The 17,897-nt window shown below is 71.9% G+C and carries 16 protein-coding genes; 6 read left to right on the top strand and 10 right to left on the bottom strand.

The genetic code is table 11. The features are described 5' to 3' along the window. Positions 1 to 8 precede the first annotated feature (8 nt). Together BM419_RS32905 and BM419_RS15840 are read right to left on the bottom strand one after the other, a co-directional pair. Entirely contained in the window at positions 9 to 992 is a 984-nt protein-coding gene (locus BM419_RS32905) for an omptin family outer membrane protease (protein WP_091926980.1), read from the bottom strand. A 216-nt stretch (positions 993 to 1,208) separates the two neighbouring features. After that, entirely contained in the window at positions 1,209 to 2,183 is a 975-nt protein-coding gene (locus BM419_RS15840; RefSeq protein ID WP_091926979.1) for an outer membrane protein, read from the bottom strand. A gap of 276 nt (positions 2,184 to 2,459) precedes the next feature. Here BM419_RS15840 and BM419_RS15835 point away from each other — a divergent pair, with 276 nt between their 5' ends. Further along, on the top strand, positions 2,460 to 2,801 hold the full coding sequence (locus BM419_RS15835; RefSeq protein WP_091926978.1) for an MmcQ/YjbR family DNA-binding protein: 342 nt from the start codon (positions 2,460 to 2,462) through the stop codon (positions 2,799 to 2,801). Positions 2,802 to 2,844: 43 nt separating this feature from the next. Here BM419_RS15835 and glmM read toward each other — a convergent pair whose 3' ends face one another. The 6 genes from glmM to pal form a co-directional block, all read right to left on the bottom strand. Continuing rightward, positions 2,845 to 4,185 carry a phosphoglucosamine mutase gene (gene glmM / locus BM419_RS15830; RefSeq protein ID WP_026605059.1) on the bottom strand — a complete coding sequence of 447 codons (1,341 nt, stop codon included), beginning with the start codon at positions 4,183 to 4,185 and terminating at the stop codon, positions 2,845 to 2,847. 69 nt (positions 4,186 to 4,254) lie between these two features. After that, the gene (locus BM419_RS15825; protein WP_091926977.1) at positions 4,255 to 5,067 is read right to left on the bottom strand and encodes a sulfite exporter TauE/SafE family protein; all 813 of its coding nucleotides are present in this window, start codon (positions 5,065 to 5,067) and stop codon (positions 4,255 to 4,257) included. A 316-nt stretch (positions 5,068 to 5,383) separates the two neighbouring features. Continuing rightward, a complete protein-coding gene (ftsH, locus tag BM419_RS15820; RefSeq protein ID WP_056533689.1) occupies positions 5,384 to 7,306 on the bottom strand; it encodes an ATP-dependent zinc metalloprotease FtsH in 1,923 nt (640 codons plus the stop codon). 48 nt (positions 7,307 to 7,354) lie between these two features. Further along, positions 7,355 to 8,392: a tRNA lysidine(34) synthetase TilS gene (gene tilS, locus BM419_RS15815; RefSeq protein WP_091926976.1), complete on the bottom strand. Its 1,038-nt coding sequence runs from the start codon at positions 8,390 to 8,392 to the stop codon at positions 7,355 to 7,357. A gap of 98 nt (positions 8,393 to 8,490) precedes the next feature. Beyond that, positions 8,491 to 9,480, bottom strand: a complete 990-nt coding sequence (gene ybgF / locus BM419_RS15810) for a tol-pal system protein YbgF (RefSeq protein WP_091926975.1) — start codon at positions 9,478 to 9,480, stop codon at positions 8,491 to 8,493. A 113-nt stretch (positions 9,481 to 9,593) separates the two neighbouring features. Continuing rightward, complete coding sequence (gene pal, locus BM419_RS15805) at positions 9,594 to 10,088, bottom strand: peptidoglycan-associated lipoprotein Pal (RefSeq protein WP_012321252.1); 495 nt, start codon at positions 10,086 to 10,088, stop codon at positions 9,594 to 9,596. A gap of 349 nt (positions 10,089 to 10,437) precedes the next feature. On the opposite strand from pal, the gene BM419_RS15800 reads away from it, so the two are divergent. Next, on the top strand, positions 10,438 to 10,842 hold the full coding sequence (locus BM419_RS15800) for a response regulator (protein WP_056533685.1): 405 nt from the start codon (positions 10,438 to 10,440) through the stop codon (positions 10,840 to 10,842). Between the two features lie 79 nt (positions 10,843 to 10,921). On the opposite strand, the gene BM419_RS15795 is transcribed toward BM419_RS15800, so the two are convergent. Then, entirely contained in the window at positions 10,922 to 11,971 is a 1,050-nt protein-coding gene (locus tag BM419_RS15795; protein WP_091926974.1) for a WcbI family polysaccharide biosynthesis putative acetyltransferase, read from the bottom strand. Positions 11,972 to 12,045: 74 nt separating this feature from the next. On the opposite strand from BM419_RS15795, the gene BM419_RS15790 reads away from it, so the two are divergent. The 3 genes from BM419_RS15790 to BM419_RS15780 all read left to right on the top strand — a co-directional run bounded on the left by BM419_RS15790 (position 12,046) and on the right by BM419_RS15780 (position 14,984). Next, positions 12,046 to 13,113, top strand: coding sequence for a GSCFA domain-containing protein (locus BM419_RS15790; RefSeq protein ID WP_042675851.1), 1,068 nt, complete (start codon positions 12,046 to 12,048; stop codon positions 13,111 to 13,113). Positions 13,114 to 13,401: 288 nt separating this feature from the next. Continuing rightward, the gene (locus BM419_RS15785; protein ID WP_020094016.1) at positions 13,402 to 14,001 is read left to right on the top strand and encodes a nitroreductase family protein; all 600 of its coding nucleotides are present in this window, start codon (positions 13,402 to 13,404) and stop codon (positions 13,999 to 14,001) included. A gap of 155 nt (positions 14,002 to 14,156) precedes the next feature. Continuing rightward, the gene (locus tag BM419_RS15780) at positions 14,157 to 14,984 is read left to right on the top strand and encodes an SHOCT domain-containing protein (RefSeq protein WP_091927029.1); all 828 of its coding nucleotides are present in this window, start codon (positions 14,157 to 14,159) and stop codon (positions 14,982 to 14,984) included. Between the two features lie 95 nt (positions 14,985 to 15,079). Here BM419_RS15780 and BM419_RS15775 read toward each other — a convergent pair whose 3' ends face one another. Next, entirely contained in the window at positions 15,080 to 16,105 is a 1,026-nt protein-coding gene (locus BM419_RS15775) for a KpsF/GutQ family sugar-phosphate isomerase (RefSeq protein ID WP_049961997.1), read from the bottom strand. A 228-nt stretch (positions 16,106 to 16,333) separates the two neighbouring features. Between BM419_RS15775 and BM419_RS15770 the strand changes: the two genes are divergently transcribed. Then, on the top strand, positions 16,334 to 17,767 hold the full coding sequence (locus tag BM419_RS15770; RefSeq protein WP_091926973.1) for an FAD-linked oxidase C-terminal domain-containing protein: 1,434 nt from the start codon (positions 16,334 to 16,336) through the stop codon (positions 17,765 to 17,767). Positions 17,768 to 17,897 lie beyond the last annotated feature (130 nt).

Here is a 17,897-nt window from a genome sequence, read left to right as displayed (position 1 = left end):
GGGCAGACTCAGAGCTTGGCCTTGACGCCCAGGGAGAGCAGCAACGTCTCCATCGAAGCGCCGACCATAGGCTTTGGAAGGGCCGTGGCGAGGACTCCGCCCGCGTAGATTTTCTCGCTACCGGCCGCCTCGAGGTAGTTTTGGTACTCGGCGCGCCCGACAACGGAGAGCACCGGCGTCACCCGGTATTCCAGCGCGGCGTCGAATCCGACCATGCCGGTGGGGCTCATTGAATCCTTGTAGACGAGGTAGCGTAGGGCATGATGGTCCTTCGCGTTTCCGATCGACACCGGGCTGCCGATCAACTCGCCCGAGGCCGTCCAGTCACCGAACGCTATCTTGCCGCCGATTCCGAGATAGGGCGTCTGCCATTCCTGCTGGTAGGCGATGCCGAGCTGGCCTCCTGGGAACATGCCCATCTCATTTCGGAATCCGGATGGCGACGAGTAGATGTATGCCCCACCCCGGGCATTCGATTTAAAGGTGAAGTATCGGTAGCCGCCGATCGCGTATAACGCTGTGTCCTCGTCGCTGTAGAACGTCACGGCCGCACTGGCATCAGCCTGCCACATGGTGGCGGGCTTGGCGTTGGGGCTCTGGGAGTAATGGGTCCAGCTGCTTGCGCCTTTGTAACCGTTAAGCCAGTCGTAATCCTCCATCGTCCCACCCGAGAATACGGAGGTCCATCCGCGACCGCGGATGGTAACGCCGTCGAAGGGGCTGAAGGCGACTCGGCCGCCGATGGCGAGGGAGTTAGTGTCCCAGTTCAGCTGGCTGAGCCGGCCTTGGCCACCGACAACGTTGACGTATTCATGGGCCCGACCGGCCACGTAACCCATGAAGAGTTCTGCGGAGACCGACTCCGTCTGCACGACTGGGGCCGTTTCGTACTCGGCGCCGCGGAGGTAATCGTAATCGAGATCCGCGGCGCGCGCGGTGTTCACGCCGCAGAGACCGAGAACCGCCAGCAGCGGGAAAGTGACGGTACGCATCGGGATCGTCCTGGGACGGAAAAAGACGGACGGCGGATCGAGCCTCGACACGGTGATAGACCAGTAACCTTAATTCTCCGTTGCTCGACTGCGACAGGTCAGTCCCGATCCGGGGAGACCGGTCCCGGCGCGTCGTGACGGGCGCCGAAACGCGAAACGGCGCGGAGAGCCTCCGCGCCGTCGTCGTCCGTCCGGGGAATCGCGGTCGAGGCGCGATCAGTACTTGCGCACCAGCGGGCCGGGGATGGGCTCCGGCATCAGCGGCGGCAGCGGGGCCGCCACGAAGCCGCCGAGGTAGTAGCGCAGGCCGATCTTCACGTCGTGCGCCTCGATGTCCTTGATCTTGATCGCCTGCAGGCTGCCGGTGCAGCACGGGACGAAGCCCGGGCCGGTCTCGGCCTTGCCGAGGTTCAGGTAGCGGTAGGCCACTTCGATCTTCAGCGCGTCGGTCACGTTGTAGGCGAGACCGGCGTGGAGCGCCCAGGCGAAGCTGCCGCTGGTCTTGTCCTTGTAGAACTTGCTGCCGCTGTTGGTGTTGTAGACCGGATTGCCGTTCGGGTCGTAGACCGGGGCGTACGGGATGCAGCCGCAGCCGGCATTGGTGTAATCGTACGCGTAGGTCGGGCTGGTGAACTGCTGGTTGGTCGAGTAGCTCGAGACGTGGTTGAACGCGTAGCCGACGCCGCCGCCGATGAACGGCGTGATGCCGTACCACGTGCCGAGGTCGAAATAGGCGTTGGCCAGCACCACCGCGGAGTCGAAGTTGCCGCTCGACTTGTTCACGCCGTACGAGCCGAGCCCGTTGTCGAAATCCGGGCCCTTGTAGTACTCGCTGCCGCGCAGGCCGGTGGAGTAGCGGTACTCACCGGTGATGTCGCCGCGCAGGAACGGGGTGAACTGGTAGCCGACGCCGACGCCCGCGAAACCGCCGCCGCCGACCGCGTTGCCGAAGGCGCGGTTGGACTCGGCGTAGCCGGTGTAGTCGTAAGCGTCGCTGTAGCGCGGACGGGTGTAGATGCTCGCGCCCACGTCGCCACGCAGGTACCAGCCGCCGCCGACCTCGATCGGCGGGGGCGGCGGGGGCGGGGGCGGCGGGAGCATCAGATCCGCGGCCGCGGCGAGGCAGGGCGCACCGACGCTCGCCGCGAGCGTCAGGCTACGCACCAAAGCGTTCAGCTTGGAGCGGGCCATGAGGATTCCTTCACTGGACTCGTGAGCCGGACGCGCGGCGCGCGGTCCCGGGGTACGAGGGCAGGATGGAAGGAACGTCTTAAATCCGGCTTAACGTTAAATGTTAGGCTTGCGCATTCGTTGCCGAACTGTCGAAGCGGATATCCGGGCGAGACTTGCTTGTTTCCGCCGCGTCGCGCCGCCGGGGTCGGCGCAGTTCTTCTGTCGAGGCAGGGCCGCATGGGCGACCCGATCATGGTCGCCCGGGCGCCCGGGCGGCGCGGGGAGTGAAGCCGCATGGGACCCGACGACGTGCGCCTCCTGGCGCTGATGCTGCCTGAGGCGGTGGCGGGCGCCCACAGCGGCAATCCGGATTTCCGGGTCGGCGGCCGGGTCTTCGCGACTCTCTGGGTTGAGGAGGCGCGGGTCGTGCTGCGCCTCGCGCCCGCCGATCAGGCCGCCCTGTGCGAGGCCGAGCCGGACCTGTTCGCGCCGCTCGACGGCGCCTGGGGGCGGCGGGGCTGGACTAATCTCGACCTCGACCTCTGCGCGGAGGAGACCCTGCGGGCGGCGCTGCTGGGCGCGTGGCGGATGACCGCGCCCGCGGAGCTGCGCGCCGCCTACGCCGACCTGGGCTGACCTGGGCTGACCCCGCGCCTGGCGCGGCTCCGAGGCTGTGGCCTCAGGCCGCCGCGCGGGTGACGGCGTCGACCACCTCGTCGACCACCGCGTTGACGAGGCCGCGGTCGTCGCCCTCGGCCATGACGCGGATCACCGGCTCGGTGCCCGACGGGCGGATCACGAGGCGGCCGGCATTGCCGAGCCGCTCGCGGGCGTGCTCGATGGCGCTGACCACGCTGTCCTCGCGCAGGGGCTCGCCGCTCCGGTAGCGGACATTCTTGAGGATCTGCGGCAGCGGGTCGAAGCAGTGGCAGACCTCGCTCACGGGCCGGTTCTGCCGCTGCACCACGCTCAGCAGTTGCAGGGCGGCCACGAGGCCGTCGCCGGTGGTCGTGTAGTCCGACATGATGATGTGGCCGGACTGCTCGCCGCCGAGGTTGTAGCCGTGCGCCCGCATGTGCTCGAGGACGTAGCGGTCCCCCACCGCCGTGCGGGCCAGGGTCAGGCCGAGACCGCCGAGGAAGCGCTCCAGGCCGAGATTCGACATGATCGTCGCCACCACGCCCGGCTGCGTCAGGCGCTCGTCCTCCTTCCAGGAGCGCGCCACGACGGCCATGAGCTGGTCGCCGTCGACCACTTGGCCCTTCTCGTCCACGATCAGCACCCGGTCGGCGTCGCCGTCCAGCGCGATGCCGATATCGGCCCGGCGCTCGCGCACCATGTCGATCAGGGCCGCGGGCGCGGTCGAGCCGACATCCCGGTTGATGTTGAACCCGTCCGGCTCGGTGCCGATGGCGATCACCTCGGCGCCGAGCTCCCACAGGGTCTCGGGGGCGACCCGGTAGGCCGCGCCGTTGGCGCAGTCGACCACGACCCGCAGCCCGTCCAGCGTCACCTGCCGCGGGAGGGTGCGCTTGGCGAACTCGATGTAGCGGGCGTGCACGCTCTCGATGCGCTTGGCCCGGCCGAGGTCGTTCGAGCCGGAGAGGCGCTTGTGCATGTCGGCGTCGATCAGCCCCTCGATCTCGTGCTCGATCGCGTCGTTGAGCTTGAAGCCGTCGGGCCCGAACAGCTTGATGCCGTTGTCCTCGAACGGGTTGTGCGAGGCCGAGATCATCACGCCGAGATCGGCTCGCATCGAGCGGGTCAGCATCGCCACGGCCGGCGTCGGCACCGGCCCGAGCAGGAGCACGTCCATGCCCACCGAGGTGAAGCCGGCGACGAGCGCGGTCTCGATCATGTAGCCCGAGAGGCGGGTGTCCTTGCCGATCACCACCCGGTGGCGGTGGTCGCCGCGCTGGAACACGAGGCCGGCGGCCTGACCGACCTTGAGGGCGAGTTCCGGCGTGATCACGCCGTTGGCCCGGCCCCGGATACCGTCGGTTCCGAAATACTTGCGCACCATCACGTCTCCGGCGCCCGGTCTCGCGGACCCGGCACAGCTTAGCAGATTATCGCGCCCGCCGGCGGCTCACCGGCCGGCAGAGTCAACGGGGTGCTCCCCGACAAAGGCGGTCGAAATGGGGCGCCCGGCGCGCTGCAGGAGCCGCGGCGCCGAGGCCGAGACCAGCGCGAGGCCCGAGACGGTCAGCAGGCCGAGCACGAGCCGGCGGAAGGCGACCTCGCTGAGGCCGAGATAGATCCGGGTGCCGAGCAGCGTCGGGACCAGCATCGCCGGCAGGACCACCGCCAGGATCGGCAGCGTCGCCCGGGTGACGAGCCCCGCGGCGAGGTAGGTCGCCAGGGTGACGCTGAGCATCGCGAGGTTGAAGTTCTGGATCACCGAGCGCTGCACGTCGCGCTCGTAGCGGCGCAGGGTGCACCAGAGGGTCGGCAGCACGCCCGTGAAGCCGCCGAGCCCGCCCATCATCCCGCCGCCGAGGCCCACCGCGGCGTCGGCGAGCCGGCCGCCGGCCGCGATCCGCGGCAGGTTCCGGGCGAACAGCATGGCCGGGCACCAGACGATCAGCAGCAGGCCGAGGAGCGTCTTGAACCAGTCGGCGTCGAGCCGCGGCAGCAGCAGGACGCCGAGGGGGATGCCGGCGAGGCCGCCGAGGATGAAGGGCGCGAGGCGCCTGGTCTCGAACCCGCGCCGGACCGAGACCGCCGCGATGACTTGGCCCGTGAAGGCGCCGGAGACGGCCAGCACGGCGGCGAGCTGCGGGTCGATCACCCAGGCCCAGAACGACAGGGCCGTGAGGCCGAAGCCGAAGCCCGACAGGCCCTGGACGAAGCCGGCGACGACGGCGCCGAGGGCGACGACGAGATAGGTCGAGACCGGCATCGGGGGTTTCGCGGCGGCCTGTGGAAGGGACCTGTGTTTCCGATTCGGCGGAGTCCGCCGAGCCTCCGGCCAAGCTGACGCGCGCGATCCGCCGACAGGAGGTCCGGTTTGTCACGGGAGACGTGGCGACGACCACGCGCCGCCGGCGAACGCCGCCGCTGATGAGGGAGCGCGACGCTGCCCCGCGCGGTCCTGACGGCGTCCTGAAAGCGAACCGTCGACGGAAGCGCCGAATCCGCACGCGCGTCGGAGGAGGCCGCACGGAACGAAAAAGGGCGCCTCGCGGCGCCCCCTTCGCTCGTCCGATTCCGCGACCTCAGGCCTGCGGCTGCGGCTCCAGGCCGCCGTCGCTCTCCTTCGGCCGGCCGCGGCCGGCCGAGGGGACCGAGGAGCCCCGGGCCGGGGTCGGCGGCACGTCGCCGCCGTCGCGGATCGGGGGCTGGCCCTTGAGCAGGTTGCGGATCTCCTCGCCCGAGAGGGTCTCGTACTCGAGGAGCCCCTGGGCCAGGGCCTCCAGGTCGTCCTTGTGCTCGGCCAGGATGCGGCGCGCCTCCTCCAGGCCGGTCTCCACGAGGCGGCGGACCTCGGCGTCGATCTTCTGGGCGGTCGACTCGGAGACAGATTGCTGCCGGCCCATCGACATGCCGAGGAAGACCTCGTCGTTGTTGTCGCCGTACGCGACGGTGCCGAGCTCGGGGCTGAAGCCCCAGCGGGTCACCATCATCTTGGCGAGCCGCGTCGCCTGCTCGATGTCCGACTGCGCGCCCGAGGTCACCTTCTCGCGCCCGAAGATCATCTCCTCGGCGATGCGGCCGCCCATCATGATCGCCAGCCGCGAGGTCATCTGCTCGAAGCTCATGGAGAGCTTGTCGCGCTCGGGCAGCTGCATGACCATGCCCAGCGCCCGACCGCGCGGGATGATGGTCGCCTTGTGCACCGGGTCGGTGGCCGGGACGTTCAGCGCCACGATGGCGTGGCCGCCCTCGTGGTAGGCGGTGAGCCGCTTCTCGTCCTCGGTCATCACGAGGGTGCGTCGCTCGGCGCCCATCATGACCTTGTCCTTGGCGTCCTCGAACTCGTGCATCGTCACGATGCGTTTTCCGCGTCGAGCGGCGAGGAGCGCCGATTCGTTGACGAGGTTCATCAGGTCGGCGCCCGAGAAGCCCGGGGTGCCGCGCGCGATGGTCTTGAGGTCGACGTCGGGGGCCAGCGGCACCTTGCGGACGTGGACACGCAGGATGCGCTCGCGGCCGGTGACGTCCGGGTTCGGCACCATGATCTGGCGGTCGAAGCGGCCGGGACGCAGCAGCGCCGGGTCGAGCACGTCGGGGCGGTTGGTCGCCGCGATGATGATGACGCCCTCGTTGGCCTCGAACCCGTCCATCTCCACGAGGAGCTGGTTGAGGGTCTGCTCGCGCTCGTCGTTGCCGCCGCCGAGGCCGGCGCCGCGGTGGCGGCCGACCGCGTCGATCTCGTCGATGAAGATGATGCAGGGCGCGTTCTTCTTGGCCTGCTCGAACATGTCGCGCACGCGGCTGGCGCCGACGCCCACGAACATCTCGACGAAGTCGGAACCCGAGATGGTGAAGAACGGCACGTTGGCCTCGCCCGCGACCGCCCGGGCGATCAGGGTCTTACCGGTGCCGGGCGGGCCGACGAGCAGCACGCCGCGCGGGATCCGGCCGCCGAGCCGCTGGAACTTCTGCGGGTCGCGCAGGAACTCGACGATCTCCTGGAGATCCTCCTTGGCCTCCTCGACGCCGGCGACGTCGTCGAACGACACGCGGCCGTGGGCCTCGTTCAGGAGCTTGGCCTTCGACTTGCCGAAGCCCATGGCGCGGCCGGCGCCGGACTGCATCTGGCGCGAGAGGAAGATCCAGGCGCCGATGAAGACGAGGATCGGCAGCCAGCTCACGAGGAGCTGGATGAACCAGGGGGTGTTGTCGGACGGCGGGCGGGCGGTGATCGTCACGCCCTTGCCCTGGAGCTTGGAGACCAGGCTCGGGTCGTTGGGCGCGTAGCTCGTGAAGTTGCCGCCGCCCACGTAGGTGCCGGACACGTCCTGCCCGGAGATCACCACCGACTGGATCTTGCCGGCATCGGCGTCGTTCAGGAGCTGGCTGTAGGCGATCTCGCTGCCGCCGCCCCGGTGACCCGGGTTCTGGAACAGGGTGACGAGGGCCAGCACCAGCAGGAAGATGACGACCCACAAGGCAAAGTTGCGAAAATTCGGGTTCATCGATCAATCCCTGGCGCGTGCGACACCCAGGACGGACCCGCCACGCGGCTATTCCGATCCATCCGTGCACACTCCGCCAATGTAGGCGGGGGGCTCTCCCTTGCCAAGTAAGTCGGGAGACCCTGCGGCGAGGGCAGCACCTGCGGGTCCGTGCCGGCGCGGCGGCGCCGGGGCGAGGCTCACGCCCCCGCCCGCGTCGGCGGCGACGAGGATCCCCGCGAGGGTGCGGCGGACCGGCTCCCGGCGGCGCAGGGCCGGCAGGAGAGATTCGAGGACGAGGGCCTCGAGGCGCTCGAGGCGGCGCGGCGCCGCGCCGGCCCGGGCCAGGGCGAGATCCAGGCAGCGCAGGGCCACGGCGTCCGGCAGGGCCGCCAGGGCGCGCCCGTCGAGGCGCAGGCCCGCGCCCGTCTCCGACCCGGGCCGGAGCGCCCCATCGAGGGCCTGCTCGGCCGTGCCCCGGAGCGCGGCCTCGTCGCGGGCGGCGCGCTCGGCGAGCCGGGCGAGGCGCGCCCGGGTCAGGCCCTCGCGCTCCAGGGCCGGCCAGGCCGCGCGCAGGCGGCCGCGGGCGAAGCGCGGATCGCCGTTGGCGGGATCGCGCAGATACCCGATGCCGCGCGCCGCGCACCACGCCTCCAGGCTCGCCTTCGGCAGGTGCAGGAACGGGCGCCCGAGGGTGAGGCCGGGACCGAGGTCCCGCTCGGCGCGCATGCCGGCGAGCCCCGCGGGGCCGCTGCCGGCCGCGAGCCGGATCAGCACCGTCTCGGCCTGGTCATCCCGCGTGTGGCCCGTCAGCACGAGCCCGGCGCCGACCGCCCCGGCATGGGCGGCGAGGAGTGCGTAGCGGGCGGTGCGGGCCGCGTCCTGCAGGCCGGTGCCGGGCTTCGCGCCCGTCCAGGTCAGGGTCGCGTGGGGCAGGTCCAGCGCCCGGGCGGCGCGGCCGACGCCCTCGGCCTCCGTGCCGGATTCCGGCCGCAGGCCGTGATCGACGGTCGCCACGCGCAGGGACGCGCCGGTCGCGTCGCGCAGGCGCGCGGCGGCGTGCATCAGGGCGCTCGAATCGGGACCGCCCGAGACGGCGAGGAGCACGCCCCGCCCGCCGCGCGCGGCCCGGTCGAGCCAGGGGCGGAGGGCGTCGAGGACCGGGTCGCCCGAGTCGCCCGAGTCGCCCAGAGCGCCCGAGACGCTCAGGCGCCGCAGCGGGCGCGCTTCTGCTCGCGGGCGACGCCCTGGCGGACGCCGGTGCCGGCATTCGGGAACTTCCGGTCCAGCTCGGCCAGGGTCGCGCAGGCCTGCTCGCGGGCGCCGAGCGCGTTGAGCGTGACGCCGAGCTTCAGCATGGCGTCGGGGGCCTGGGCGGAGCGGGCGTAGTCGGTCGAGACCTTCAGGAACTGCTCGGCGGCCTCGCGGTTGCGGCCGCGGGCGAGGTAGCTCTCGCCGAGCCAGTAGGTCGCGCCGGCGACGCGGTTGTCGCGGGGGTGCGACTGGATGAACTGGCGCAGGCCCATCTCGGCCTGCTCGTACTGCTTGGCGCGGTACAGCTCGACCGCGGCGTCGAAATCGGCGGCCGGATCGCCGGTCCGGGTCGCCGCCACGCTCTCGGAGGGCCGCGCCGGGATCGCCCCGGTCCGGGCCGGCGGCCGCAGGTCCACGGGCTCGTCGTAGCCGGAGGTCCCGGCCTCCGCGTCGTCCTCGCCGGACTCATTGAGCGCGCCCTGGGGCAGGCGCTGGGGCCGGGGCGCCGCCTCGGCGGCCTCCTCAGCCTCGCGGGGCGGCAGCGGCGCCGAGGGCCGCGTGCTGCCGAGCTGCACCGGGGCGCCCGGGGCGCCGGGGGCCTGCGACGGGTCGAAGGCGTCGCCGCGCTTCCCGGGGCGGCCGGCGCCCGGGTTGCCGCCGTTGACGGGCCCCGACGGCGCGGGCGCGGCCGCGGGCTTGCCGCCCTTGCTCTCGTTCAGGCGGTACTCGACGTCCTCCTGGAACTTGCGCAGCTGCTCCTTGAGCTGGCGGTTCTCGTACTGGAGGGTCTCGATCTGTCCCGCCATCATCCGGGACTGGTTCTCGATGCGGCCGAGGCGCACCACCAGTTCCGAGGCGTCCTGCGCGGCGGCCGGGTGGCCGAGGAGCGCGGCACCGAGGGCGGTGGCGAGGGCGAGGCGGGTGCGAAGGTGGGCGGGCATGGTTCGGCTGCGGTCCGGTGTCGGCGCGAGGCCCTAACAGATGCGCCGCACCGCGGCAAAACTGCGGCGCGGAGGCGGCCGCATGCCGCCTCCGGACTCGTTCGCGCGGCGGCCTACGCGCCGGCGCCGCGGTCGAGGACGATCACCGCGCGGCGGTTCTGCGACCAGCAGGAGATGTCGTTGCACACCGCCACCGGCCGCTCCTTGCCGTACGACACGGTCCGCATCCGGCTCGCCGCGATGCCGCGGGTGGCGAGGTAGTCGTTCACCGCCTGGGCCCGGCGGGCGCCGAGGGAGAAGTTGTACTCGCGAGTGCCGCGCTCGTCGGCGTGGCCCTCGATGATGAAGGTGTAGCGCGGGTAGCGCTGCAGCCACGCGGCCTGCTTGTCGAGGGTCGCGGTCGCGGTCGGCGTCAGGTCGGTGGAGTCCGACTCGAAGAAGACCCGGTCGCCGATATTGACGACGAAGTCCTGCGCGCTGCCCGGGGTGGCGGCGCCCGCCCCGAAGGCGGAGGCGTCGGCGAGGTCCTTGTCGTTGCTGCAGGCGCCCAGGCCGAGGGCGGCGACGAGCGCGAGGCCGAGGGCGGCGGCGCGGAAACGCTGGGGCATGGTCTGAAAAACTCCTCGAGCGGTGCCGAAGGCCGGCTGCTGGTCTTCGAGGCGGGTCCGCGTAATCCTGGCGCCGTTGGTAGGCGGGGTTGGTTAAGCGACGGTTCCGCCGGGCGGCGCGGGGGCGTGGTGACGGTCCGCACCGATCGACGGCGTGCGCTGACGCACCCGGACGCGCCCGGAATGCGGCGGCGGCGGGGCGGCGGGCCGCGACGCGCCATTTCGGCCGCCCCGGTTGCGGCGCTGCAACAGGCGCCGGGCCGCCGCCGGTAACGGTCGCGGGCCGGGCTTTAAGAGATCCTCAACCCTATCGGTCCCTTATCGGCGGGCCGAAGACCGGACCTCCCGCATGCGCCCCGCCCAGAGCGTCCTCATCGTCGAGGACAGCTACCTGCTCCTCGAGATCGTCGCGAGCCTGTGCGAGACGCACGGCATCCGGGTGATCGAAGCCTCGACGGGCGAGGCCGCGCTGACCGTCCTGCGCGACCGGGGCGCGGCGATCGACTGGCTGTTCACCGACATCCACCTGCCCGGACTGATCGACGGCTGGACGGTGGCCCACGCCTTCCGGGCGATCCATCCGGACCGGCCGGTGGTCTACACCTCGACCGACACGCACGGCCGCAGCGGCGTGCCGGGCAGCCTGTTCCTGCGCAAGCCCTTCCAGATGCAGGAGGTCAACCGCCTGGTCCGGATGATGGTCGAGGGTCTGGGCGAGGCTGGCTCCGACAGCCGGCTCTGCGCGGCGGGCTGAGGTACGGACCCTTCCGGGCGGGACCGTCGTCGCGCGCGCCGCGAAGCGACCCGGGACGCCGCGGCGCCCGGAGGCGGCCTCAGCCGCCCCGGAACAGCGCGACGATCTCCGGCGCGGCGATCCACGCCTCGACCCGCGGGCAGGCGAGATCCCCGGGGGGCATCGCGTCGTAGAGGGCGAAGCTCGCCGCGACGAAGCCCGGCAGGTCGTAGAGCACCGGGAAGTCGTCGCCCCGCGGCTTGGTCTTGAACAGGTACGAGCCGGTCAGGCCGAAATGCTCGGCGATGGGCGGGTATATCGGCCAGACCACGTCCTGGGCCAGCTCGTCGCCGAGGTAATCCTCGATCTCCACGGGCTCGGGCGTGAGCCCGTTCTCCTGCAGCAGCCGCCTCGCGATGTCGCCGAGGACGTGGACCTTGGGATGGTTCATCAGGTGCATGAAGGCGCCGCGGCGCGCCCAGCGGGTCACCTCGCGCTCCAGCCCGAAACCCAGGGCGTCGGCCGCGCCGACGAGCTCGCGCACCGCCGGGTCCCAGTGGTCGAGGTAGCCCAGGCGGGCGAACACGTCCTCGCGGAACAGGGCGGCCGTGCGGCCGGCATCGAGGCCGAGCCGGTGGGCGGTGACGACGATCGCCGAGTGGTACTGGCCCAGCGGCGACGGCGTCAGCTTCAGCGCGGCGAGGTCCGAGGCCTGCCCGACATAGACCATGTCCGGGTGGAAGGCCGAGAACACGATCGACGGGAACAGCTTGAGCCGCGGGTCGGCCGCGCGCACAGTGGCAGCGTCGCCGCCGGGGATCAGCCCGGCCGGGAAGGCCTGCGAGAAGACGTGGTCGTGGGCGCGCAGGGTCCGGATCAAGCCGTCGACATGGCCGTGGTCTCGCTTCAGCGAGCCCATGGGCAGGTAACGGACCGGGCTCTTCGGCGCGAGCAGGCGCATGGCCCGGGCGATGCCCCGGGCCTGGCAATTGCCCAGCACCGCGATGCTCGGCCCGTCACGGGTCGTGGCGGTGCGGGCGCGGTTCCGCCATGGTGTCGCCCAGGTGGGGGCCCAACGGGTAGGCGTCCAATCGGGCGCCGAGCGGGTGAACGCGCTGCGGGCGCGCCGGGGCAGGTCGTTCAGGGCCACGTCGCGTGCCGGTGTCAGCGGACGGAACAGCGCCCCCGAGGGCCTGCCGCCGTCGTGAAGAAGAGGGTTCGAAGATGGCGTTGAATCCGTATACGGGTCTACCGGCCGAGCGATTCTGGCGCAAGGTCGTCACCAACGTGCCGCCCTTCGCGGTCAATCCGCATCCGAAGGACACGTTCGTGATCGGGCCGACCGACAAGGTCGCCACCGGCGGCTCGTGCTTCGCGCAGCGGGTGGCCGAGGCGGTGCGCGGCGCCGGGTTCAACTACTACCTGACCGAGCCGCCGACCCCCGGCATGAGCGCCGAGGAGGCCAATGCCCGCCAGTTCGGCACGTTCTCGGCGCGCTACGGCAACCTCTACTACACGCGCCAGTTCGTGCAGCTGTTCGACCGGGCCTACGGCACGTTCGAGCCGGAACTGAAGGCGTGGCTGCGCGACGACGGTCGCTACGTCGACCCGTTCCGCCCGACCGTCGAGCCGGCGGGCTTCGCCAGCGAGGCCGAGGTGGTCGCGGCGCGCGACGCGCACCTCGCCGAGGTGCGCCGCCTGTTCGAGACGCTCGACGTGTTCGTGCTGACGCTCGGCCTCACCGAGGGCTGGCGCTGGCGGGCCGACGGCGCGGCGCTGCCGCTCGCCCCCGGCGTCGCGGGCGGCACGTTCGACCCCGCGCTCTACGAGTGCGTGAATGCCGGCGCGGGCGAGGTGCTCGGTGACCTCAACGGCTTCCTCGACCGGCTCTGGAGCGTGAATCCGAAGGCGCGGGTGATCTTCACGGTCTCGCCGGTGCCGATGATCGCCACCTACATGGACCGGCACGTGATGGAGTCGAACAGCTACTCCAAGTCGGTGCTGCGGGTGGCGGCCGGCGAGGTGGTCGGCCGCGGCGACCCGCGGGCGGTCTACTTCCCCGCCTACGACATCGTCACGAGCAACGTGAATGCCGGGCGCTACTACAACGAGGACCAGCGCACCATCAACGACGCGGGCGTGCGCCACGTCATGCGCCTGTTCCTGGCGACCTTCGCCCGCGACCGGGTCTCGCCGGCGCCGACCCACGCCCCCGTCGACCTCGCGGCCGAGTTCGAGGGCAATGCCGGCGTGATCTGCGACGAGGAGGAGATCGAGCGCAGCGTGGCGTGACGGGGGGCCGAGATCGTCACCGGAGCGGCCGCGGCCATCGGGCGGCCTGCATCGTCTTCACGAGCGTAGCGAAGTGACCCAGGGCGACGCGACATCGACAGTCGTGGCGCTGCCTGGATTGCTTCGCTCCGCTCGCAAAGACGGCAGCGCTCCGAAGATCCCGCCGGGCAACCGCTCGAGCCCTTCGCGACCGTCACGGCGGCCGGGGCGATCCCGCGTTTGCCTCCAGCCCGGCCTTTCGGGCAAGCTCGGCCGCCCGGGCGCTCGCGCCTATCGGAGACGAATCCCTTGAGCCTGCCCCCGCCCCGCCGCGCCGACCACGACATCGATCCGGTCTTCGTGAAGCGGCACTCGCCCCGCGCCTTCACGGGCGAGGCCGTGCCCGAATCCGAGCTGATGCGGATGATCGAGGCGGCGCGCTGGTCGCCCTCCGCCTACAACTCGCAGCCCTGGCGCTTCCTCTACGCGCTCCGGGGCGACGCCCACTGGGACACGTTCTTCGACCTGCTGGTGCCCGGCAATCAGAAATGGGTGTCCGGCACCGGCGCGATCCTGTTCCTCGTCTCGAACGGGCTCATGAAGGTCGGCGACGAGCTGAAGCCCTCCTACAGCCACTCCTTCGACGCCGGCACCGCCTCGCTGGCCTTCCAGCTCCAGGCGATCCACCAGGGCTGGCACGCCCACGGCATGGTCGGGTTCGACCACGTCCGCGCGCCCGCGGTGCTGCGTCTGCCCGAGAACCACCGGATCGAGGCCGCCTTCGCGGTCGGCCGCAAGACGCCCGAGGCGGACCTCACCGAGGAGCAGCGGCCCCGCGAGACCCCGAACGGCCGCCGGCCGATCACCGACTTCACCATCGCGGGACCGTTCCCGCAGGCCGCCGGCTGAGACGGGCCGGAACCCGCTCGGACGGCCGGGGATTGGCTCCGCATCGCGACGCCGTCGCAGGTCCGTGGGCGCAGGCCCACGGGCTCGACCCGGGCCGGCAGGGGGCCGCCGCCGCGCGCCTCCTGTCCGCCCTCCGACGCTTCGGGAGCTGGCTCATGGATCCGTCCGACACCGCCGCGTCCGACCCGTTCCGGGACGACGGGCCGTTCGACCCCGTCCCCGGGCTGCAGACCGTCGCCGACCGCCACGGGGTCAGCCCGGACGCGGTGCGCCACCTGGTCCGGGCCCTCGAGCGTGGCCACGGCACGATGGCGCAGTTCGACCATCCCGATCTCGGCGGGATGGGGCAGTGGTTTTCCGGCGGGATGGTGATGGTCGGCCGGATGTTCGACGACGCGCTGAAGGCGCGGGTCGACGCGCTCTGCACCGAGCTGGCCGGGGCGCTCCCCGCGGGGGGCTTCTCGGAGGCCGCGCCCGCGGCGCGGCGCGGCGGCGGCGAGTGGTGGCCGGCCGGCCTCGGAGATCCGGCGAGCACCGGCGCGCAGGACGGGCTGCGCTACGCCTATTTCCCGGACAGCCGGCGGCTCGCCGTCGACGCGGGGTCCGGGGTCGCGCTGTACGATACCGGCGAGCACCGCATCACCGGCGTTTCCCAGGCGAACGGCAGCCTCGGCTTCACGAGACCGTCCGGGGCCGTCGCCCTCGACCGCCTCCGCCGGATCGAGGCGGAGGTCGCGGCGCCGCGCCAAGCGGCTCCGGGCAAAGCGGACACAGGCAAAGCGGATGCGGACGGGATCCCGGCGAAGGCCGCTTCGCCCGCCCCGTCGCCCGTCCCGTCATCGACGCCCGCGGTCGCGCCGGACCGGACATCGCCCAACGACGTTCTCGCGACCATCGAGCGGCTGGCCGAGCTGCACGCGCGCGGCGTGATCACCGACGCGGAGTTCGCGACCAAGAAGACGGAGCTGCTGGCCCGGCTGTGAGGGGCGCCCGGTCGCCGTACCCGCCGGCCCGTCCCGAAGCGCGGAGGCCTCGCGGGATGCGGGCGCGGATCGGACCCTGCCGGGTCCGGACGGCCTCAGGCGATGCCGACGCGCAGCAGGTCGTGGACGTGCACGATGCCGACCGGCCGGCCGTCGGTGACGGCGAAGACCGCCGTGATCAGCCGGCGGTTCATCAGTTCCAGCGCGGCCTGGGCCAGCTTGTGCGGCTCCACGGTCACCGGGTCGCGGGTCATGACGGTCGAGACCGGCGTGTCGAGGAGCGCCGGACCCATGTGGCGGCGCAGGTCGCCGTCCGTGACGATGCCGACGAGGCGGCCGGCCGCGTCCGTGACGCCGACGCAGCCGTAGCGCCGCGCCGCGATCTCGATCATCACCTCGGACATGAGGGCGGACTCGTGCACCAGCGGCATGTCCTGGGGGCCGTGCATCACCTGCTGCACGGTCCTGAGGCGGGCCGCGAGGGTGCCGCCCGGATGCAGGGTGTGGAAGCGCGCCGAGGTGAAGCCGCGCCGCTCCAGGAGCGCCACCGCCAGGGCGTCGCCCAGCGCCAGCTGGATCAGGCTGGAGGAGGTCGGCGCGAGGTCGTGCGGGCAGGATTCCCGCACGCGGGGCAGTTCCAGCAGCACGTCGGCGGCCTTGCCCAGGGTGCTCTCGCCGTTGCGGGTGATCGCCACCAGAGGGATCGAGAACCGGCGGCTGAAGCCGACCAGGTCGGACAGTTCCGCGGTCTCCCCCGACCACGACAGCGCGATGATGACGTCGTCCCGGGCGATCATCCCGAGGTCGCCGTGGCTCGCCTCGGTCGGGTGGACGAAGAAGGCGTGCGTGCCGGTGGAGGCCAGCGTCGCGGCGATCTTGCGCCCGACATGCCCGCTCTTGCCGATGCCGCTGACGATGACGCGGCCCTTGCTCTGCAGGATGGTCTGCACCGCCTCCTCGAAGGCCGCGCCGAGCCGGCCCTGGAAGGCCGCGCTCGCCTCCTGCAGGGCCGCGATGCCGAGCTGGAGGCTGCGGATCCCGAGATCGCGGGTGGTGGCGAGATGCGCCGACGGCGCGTCGTAGCGGTCGTCGCGCAGGGCGCTGGAGGCGGGAGCGTTCATCGTGTCCGTTCTTGACCCGTCGACCGGATCCGGCACCGGGGGCCAGAATCGGGGAGCGGCGCAGCGAGGCGTCTCCGGCGACGCTAGGCAGCCGTCGTGGTTGAAATGTGACGCGGGGACGACGCAGCGCCGCACGCCGGTTGAAGGCGCGGCCGCCGGGGTCCATGCTCCCGGCACGCCATCCCGCGCGCCGTCCCGCGCCGCGGGCCCTAGGAGGGCAAGAGCCCCATGACCATCCGCTTCCCCAACCCCGATCCCGCGATCCTCGCCCGCCGCGAGACGATCCTGGCCGGCCTCGCGCCCCTGGTCGCGCCGGAGGCGCTGGTGGTCAGCGAGGACGAGCGCCGGGCCTTCGAGACCGACGGGCTCACCGCCTACCGGCAGATGCCGCTCGCCGTGGTGCTGCCCTCCACCACCGCGGAGGTCGCCGCCGTGATGGCCTACTGCCACGCCAACGGCGTGCGGGTCGTGCCCCGGGGCGCCGGCACCTCGCTCGCGGGCGGCGCCATCGCGCAGGCCGACGCGATCATCCTCGGCGTCGGCAAGATGACCCAGGTCCTCGACATGGACTTCGCCAACCGCACCGCCCGGGTGCAGAGCGGCATCACCAACCTGGCGATCTCCGGGGCGGTCAGCCACGAGGGCTTCTTCTACGCTCCCGACCCGTCGAGCCAGCTCGCCTGCACGATCGCCGGCAACATCGCGATGAATTCGGGCGGCGCGCACTGCCTCAAATACGGCGTGACCACCAACAACCTGCTCGGCGTCACCCTGGTGCTCAACGACGGCACCGTCGTGGAGATCGGCGGCCAGCACCTCGACAGCGGCGGCTACGACCTGCTTGGCCTCGTCTGCGGCTCGGAGGGGCAGCTCGGCATCGTCACCGAGGCGACCGTGCGGATCCTGCGCGCCGCCGAGGGCGCGCGCCCGGTGCTGGTCGGCTTCTCGAAGGTCGAGGATGCGGGCGACTGCGTCGCGGCGATCATCGCGGCCGGGATCATCCCGGTGGCGATCGAGTACATGGACCGCGAGGCGATCCTCATCACCGAGGACTTCGCCCAGGCCGGCTACCCGCGCGACGCCGAGGCGATGCTGATCATCGAGGTCGAGGGCTCGGACGCCGAGTGCGACGCGATGCTGGCGCGGATCGAGATGATCGCCCGGGATTTTCGACCGACCAGCCTGCGCGTCTCGCGCTCGGAGGCGGAATCGGCCGCGATCTGGAAGGGCCGCAAGTCGGCCTTCGGCGCCACCGGCCGGATCTCCGACTACATCTGCATGGACGGGACGATCCCCACCGGCCAGCTCGGGCCGGTGCTGGAGCGGATCGGCGCCATCTGCGCCGAGAAGGGCCTGCGCGTCGCCAACGTGTTCCACGCGGGCGACGGCAACCTGCACCCGCTGATCCTGTTCGACATCAACACGCCCGGCGAATTGCAGAAGGCCGAGGCCGCGGGCGACGAGATCCTGAAGCTCTGCGTCGAGGTCGGCGGCTGCCTCACCGGCGAGCACGGGGTCGGCATCGAGAAGCGCGAGTTGATGCGCTTCCAGTACGACCAGGTCGATCTCGAGCAGCAGATGCGGGTCAAGGCGGTGTTCGATCCGGACTGGATGCTGAACCCCGCCAAGGTGTTCCCGCTGGACGGGCGCCTCGCGGCCTGAGCCGCGCCGCGCGCGGGGTCCGGCCGAGAGCTTGGCCGAGAGCCCGGCCAACAGGTCTGGCGAACAAGTCCGGACCGGTGCGGGCGCGATCGTCTCCGATCGCCCGCCCCCGTCCGGGCCTCGCGGCCGC

The sequence above is a fragment of the Methylobacterium sp. yr668 genome, from assembly GCF_900116245.1.
Classification (GTDB): domain Bacteria; phylum Pseudomonadota; class Alphaproteobacteria; order Rhizobiales; family Beijerinckiaceae; genus Methylobacterium.
The sequence above is the reverse complement of the archived record's forward strand: the minus strand, read 5'-3'. Positions and strand labels throughout refer to the sequence as shown.

Coding starts and splice junctions, on each gene's coding strand:
- BM419_RS15780 (WP_091927029.1), top strand. CDS start 14,157: ATGGATCCGTCCGACACCGCCGCGTCCGACCCGTTCCGGGACGACGGG.
- BM419_RS15790 (WP_042675851.1), top strand. CDS start 12,046: ATGGCGTTGAATCCGTATACGGGTCTACCGGCCGAGCGATTCTGGCGC.
- BM419_RS15800 (WP_056533685.1), top strand. CDS start 10,438: ATGCGCCCCGCCCAGAGCGTCCTCATCGTCGAGGACAGCTACCTGCTC.
- ybgF (WP_091926975.1), bottom strand. CDS start 9,480: ATGCCCGCCCACCTTCGCACCCGCCTCGCCCTCGCCACCGCCCTCGGT.
- BM419_RS32905 (WP_091926980.1), bottom strand. CDS start 992: ATGCGTACCGTCACTTTCCCGCTGCTGGCGGTTCTCGGTCTCTGCGGC.
- BM419_RS15840 (WP_091926979.1), bottom strand. CDS start 2,183: ATGGCCCGCTCCAAGCTGAACGCTTTGGTGCGTAGCCTGACGCTCGCG.
- pal (WP_012321252.1), bottom strand. CDS start 10,088: ATGCCCCAGCGTTTCCGCGCCGCCGCCCTCGGCCTCGCGCTCGTCGCC.
- BM419_RS15775 (WP_049961997.1), bottom strand. CDS start 16,105: ATGAACGCTCCCGCCTCCAGCGCCCTGCGCGACGACCGCTACGACGCG.
- BM419_RS15770 (WP_091926973.1), top strand. CDS start 16,334: ATGACCATCCGCTTCCCCAACCCCGATCCCGCGATCCTCGCCCGCCGC.
- BM419_RS15835 (WP_091926978.1), top strand. CDS start 2,460: ATGGGACCCGACGACGTGCGCCTCCTGGCGCTGATGCTGCCTGAGGCG.
- BM419_RS15825 (WP_091926977.1), bottom strand. CDS start 5,067: ATGCCGGTCTCGACCTATCTCGTCGTCGCCCTCGGCGCCGTCGTCGCC.
- ftsH (WP_056533689.1), bottom strand. CDS start 7,306: ATGAACCCGAATTTTCGCAACTTTGCCTTGTGGGTCGTCATCTTCCTG.